The 5,116-nt window shown below is 59.5% G+C and carries 3 protein-coding genes; all 3 read left to right on the top strand.

Annotated features, from left to right (window positions below; all coding sequences use genetic code 11):
* The coding region (locus PAT3040_RS14305; RefSeq protein WP_108993265.1) for a family 78 glycoside hydrolase catalytic domain at positions 1–1,937 on the top strand (1,937 nt) is incomplete at its 5' end.
* A gap of 83 nt (positions 1,938–2,020) precedes the next feature.
* Complete coding sequence (locus PAT3040_RS14300; protein WP_108993264.1) at positions 2,021–3,289, top strand: ribulose-bisphosphate carboxylase large subunit family protein; 1,269 nt, start codon at positions 2,021–2,023, stop codon at positions 3,287–3,289.
* The coding region (locus PAT3040_RS38645) for an alpha-L-rhamnosidase N-terminal domain-containing protein (RefSeq protein WP_258234975.1) at positions 3,286–5,116 on the top strand (1,831 nt) is incomplete at its 3' end. The genes PAT3040_RS14300 and PAT3040_RS38645, both read left to right, overlap by 4 nt.

Below are 5,116 nucleotides of genomic sequence, written 5' to 3'. Positions count from 1 at the left end.
GCGGCTCCTGGCGGGTCGCGGAGGGACCGATCCGCTACTCCGACATGATCATGGGCGAAAGCTACGACGCCCGGCTGGAGCTGGAAGGATGGGATCTGCCCGGCTTCGATTCGTCCTCTTGGGAGGCGCCCGATATCCGTTCGGGCTATAACGGGGATCTGACGGCGACGATGGAGCCGCCCATCCGGATAACGGAGAGCATCACGCCGGTTGCGGTGACCCGCACGGCGTCGGGCTCCTTTATTTACGATATGGGCCAGAACATGGTCGGTTGGACGGAACTGCGGGCGACCGGGGCGAGAGGCGCGAGAATTACGCTGAGCCACGCGGAGATGCTTAATCCGGACGGCACCTTGTACCTGGATAATCTCAGGGTGGCCGTGCAACAGGATCATTACGTGTTGAAAGGCGGCGGGGAGGAGCGGTACGAGCCGCACTTTACGTTTCACGGCTTCCGGTACGTGGAGCTGATCGGCTACCCCGGCGAGCCGGATCTGACGACCCTAACGGGGAAGGTCATTCATTCCGACACGCCGGTGACAGGAAGTCTGGAGACCTCGGACGACATGGTCAACAGGCTGTACGCCAATATTACCTGGGGGCAGCGAGGCAACTTCCTGTCCGTGCCGACGGATTGCCCGCAGCGCGACGAGCGGCTCGGCTGGACGGGGGACGCCCAGATCTTTGCGCGGACGGCTTCCTACAACATGGACGTGTCGCGTTTCTTCGCGAAATATATAGGAGACATGATCGACTGCCAGCAGCCGTCGGGCGCATTCACGGACGTGGCTCCCGATGCCGGCTGGATGCGCTACAAAATGTGGAGCACCAGGCTGAACTGGTTCGCGCCGGACAACGCGGGCTGGGGCGACGCCGGGGTCGTCATCCCCTGGACGCTGTACCTGATGTACGGGGATACCCGCATTCTGGAGACGCATTACGGCGCGATGGCGCGCTGGGTGGATTACTTAAAGGATAATAGCGTGGAGCTGATCCGGCCGAATTACGCCAACTACGGAGATTGGTTGTCGATCGAGGCCGACACGCCGAACGAAGTGCTGGCGACCGCTTATTTCGCGTACAGTACGAAGCTGATGGGATACATTGCCGGTGCGCTTGGCAAGACGGAGGATAGGCGCCGGTACGAAACGTTGTTCCGCGATATCTCGGAGGCGTTCTGCCGGGCCTTTGTGTCGCAGGACGGCTCCATCCATGGCGAGACGCAGACGGTATACGTGCTCGCGCTTCAATTCGGATTATTGCCGAACGAGCTGAAGGATAAAGCGCTCCGCCGCCTGACCGACAATATCCGGGAGCGGGGCGACCGCTTGTCCACGGGTTTCCTCGGCGTAGGTTACCTGTTGCCGGCGCTAAGCGACTCCGGGGAGCTCGACGTTGCCTACAAGCTGCTGACCCAGGAGGCGTTCCCGTCCTGGATGTACTCCATCAAACACGGCGCGACGACGATCTGGGAGCGCTGGGACGGCTGGACGGAGGAAAACGGATTCCAGACGCCTTCCATGAATTCGTTCAACCATTATTCGCTAGGCTCCGTAGGCGAGTGGATGTTCCGTTACATGGCGGGCATCGAGGCCGATCCGGCCGAACCGGGGTTCAGCCATGTCGTGATTCGGCCAAGGCCGGGCGGCAGGCTGACGCGCGTCAAGGCTTCGTACGAGTCGTTATACGGCGCCATCTCCGTCGAATGGGAACTGGCGGCAGGCGGAGAACTTCGGCTTGACGTACAAGTGCCGCCAAATACGACGGCGACCGTACATGTTCCGGGCAGCGGAGTGCGGTTAGACGGCAATGAAATTTCTGATTCGATTGAAGTTATTGCCAAGCTGGAAGTGCAGGAGGGAGGCTCGGTGTTTCGCGTCGGATCCGGACGCTACGCGTTCACGAGCGAACATGTCCCCGTTACAGCAAGCGTATAGGCAAGCCGCTTATTTATTGACCATAAACGCCGATCGCAGTAACAGCAGTGCATCGGCATTGAGCACGAAGGGAGTGTAGCCGTATGGATTCACAACGCGTTGCCGCTACTTATTGGGTTGAAACGCCGTACCCGCTGGAGCAGGCCGCCGAGATCATTGCGGGCGAACAATCGACGGGCACCTTCACCAAGGTTCCGGGAGAGAGCGATGCTTTGAAGAGGGAGCACGGGGCCGTTGTCGAGGGGATCGAACGACTGGAGGATCATGACGCTCCCAGCTTGCCGGGGACGGTCGCGCCCCCTGGTCACGACGGGCGATATCATCGCGGCCGCGTCGTCATCTCCTTCCCGCTTCATAATTTCGGCCCGTCGATCCCGAACCTCATGTCGGCGATCGCCGGCAACTTATACGAACTGCAGCAAATATCGGGATTGCGGCTGCTCGATCTTCAATTGCCGGAGGCGTTCGCCCAACGTTACGCAGGGCCTAAATTCGGCATTGAAGGGACGCGTCGGCTGCTTCAAGTGTACGATCGTCCCCTTCTCGGCACCATCGTAAAGCCCAGCATCGGTTTGTCTACCGAGGAGCTGGCGGTCATGGTCGAGAAGCTTGCCAGGGCGGGGCTGGACTTCATAAAGGACGACGAACTGAACGCCAATCCGCCCTATGCTCCGCTAGACCAGAAGGTTGCGGCCGTAACCGCCGCGATCGAACGCGCGGCGGACGCGACGGGCAAAAAGCTGATGTATGCCTTCAATATTACCGGCGATTGGGATGAGCTGCGCCGCAATCACGATCTTGTCGTCGGCGCGGGGGGCAATTGCGTGATGGTCAGCATATTGAGCGTGGGGCTCCCCGGGCTTGCGCATCTAAACGGCTACAGCGAGGTGCCCATCCATGGCCATCGCAACCAGTGGGGAATGATGACACGCTCGCCCCATCTTGGCATGTCATTTACGGCTTACCAAAAGCTTTGCCGTCTCGCGGGCGCGGATCATCTGCACGTCAACGGCCTGGACGGGAAGTTCTACGAAAGCAACGAATCCGTCACGGCGTCCATCAAAGCTTGCACGGAGCCGCTGTTTGGCGGCTATAAGGCGATGCCGGTCGTTTCCTCGGGCCAATGGGCAGGTACGGCGCACGCAACCTATAACGCCGCAAAAACGGCAGACGTCATGCATTTGGCAGGAGGCGGCATGCTGGCTCATCCGGACGGCGCGGCCGCCGGCTTCGAGAGCATGAAGCTGGCATGGGAAGCGGCTGTGAACGGCGTTACGCTGGAGCAATGCGCGAATCGGCATCCCGTCGTGCGGAGGGCTATGGACAAATTCGGAAAGGCAGGTCGTTTATGATGAACATAGCAGCTTGTTTGACCCCGCACAAATGGAAGAAGCCCGTGCTCGTCGGCTCCGGAACGGACGGAGCCTTCGATAGCCGGGCGGTAGACTGCCCCTTCGTATTCCGGCACCGGGACCGATTCTACATGATGTACGTCGGCTTCGACGGCACGGGCTATGAAACGGCGCTGGCCGCAAGCGACGATCTGCTTCATTGGGAGCATCTGTCGACCATTTTGACCCGGGAGGAGGAAGGGGATGCCTGGGATTCGCGAAATATCGCGGGCACCTGGATTCTTAGGGACAACGATATGCACGGTCCGGGCCATCTGAAAAAGTGGGACGGAAAGTACTGGCTGGCCTATCACTCCTATCCCGGCGACGGCTACGAGGCGGGTTCGGCCAAGATCGGGCTTGCCTGGACCGAAGACGAAAGCCTGATGAACTGGCACCGTCTGAAGGAACCCATTCTTGTGCCGGAGGACGGCGGAGAATGGGAGAGAGGCGGATTATACAAGGAATGTCTGGTGGAGCACGAAGGCATGTTTTATTTGTTCTACAACGCCAAGGACAAAGATGAGGGCCGCTGGACCGAGCAGATCGGCCTCGCGACCTCCAAAGATCTCGCGCAGTGGACGCGTCATGACGGCAATCCCGTCGTCCAGGTCACGGCGGATGCCTGGGACAGCGGCTTCGCCAGCGATCCCTGCGTGCTGCGGGACGGTTCGCGCTGGGCGATGTTTTATTTCGGCTTTGATTTTAAGGCCGCCCAAGAAGGGCTGGCATTGTCGGATAATCTGCTGGACTGGCGCAAGCACGCAGAACCCATAATCACGGTTGGAGAAGGGAACGAGATTGATTCCGTATTCGCCCATAAACCGTCGATTATTACACATAACGGGGTATTGTACCATTTTTACACCGCTAGCAGGCGGCCTATGGACGGCGATGCGACATGCAACGTTTTCCCGGAATTCCGAACGATCGCGGTGGCGACATCCGCGCCAATCGCGGTCGGCGCTTTGCGTACGGAGGGGATGCCCAATCCGTTAGGCCTGGACGAGCGGCATCCCCGGCTGGGCTGGTCCTTTCTGGAGCAATTGCCGGCGGGCTTCCGGCAGAGCGCTTACCGAATCGAGGTGGCTTCAAGCTTCGATAGACTGCAGAGCGGAGCTGTCGATGTCTGGGACAGCGGCTTCGTCAGCGGAGGCGCTCATACGGCGATTAGCTTTGACGGCAGTCCTCTGCAGCCCAGGCAGCGTTATTACTGGAGAGTGACGATAGAAGACGCGCAAAGGTCGCGTTATACAAGCCCGACAGCCTGGTGGGAGACGGGACAGTTGGGCAGCTGGCAGGGCAAGTGGATTACGCATCCGGATGCGACAGCCGCATCGAAGGGAGCGTTCCGCTTTCGTCGTGACTTCGATGTCGCCCAGAAGGTTGCGCGCGCGAGGGTATACATTAGCGGGCTCGGCCACTACGAGCTTCAGTTAAACGGCCGGAAGGCAGGAGATCGCGAGCTGGATCCCGGCTGGACGGACTACGATCAAACCGTTTTGTATGCGACTTATGACATCACGTCCATGCTAGCAACGGGAGGAAATACGATAACCATCGAGCTGGGGAACGGCTTCTACCATGTGCCTGGCGGCAAGTATACGAAGTTTAAGGACTCTTATGGCACTCCAACTTGTCTGGCGGATATCGTCATCGAGTATGACGACGGTACAAGCGAGACGATTCGGACAGACGGCGGCTGGCAAGCCGGGGAAAGTCCGCTAATCTTTACATGTATATATGGCGGCGAGGAATACGATGCGGGCAGAGAAGACGAGAGTGCCG

The sequence above is a fragment of the Paenibacillus agaridevorans genome, assembly GCF_003112455.1.
In the GTDB taxonomy this organism is placed as follows: domain Bacteria; phylum Bacillota; class Bacilli; order Paenibacillales; family Paenibacillaceae; genus Pristimantibacillus; species Pristimantibacillus agaridevorans.
The sequence above is the reverse complement of the archived record's forward strand: the minus strand, read 5'-3'. Positions and strand labels throughout refer to the sequence as shown.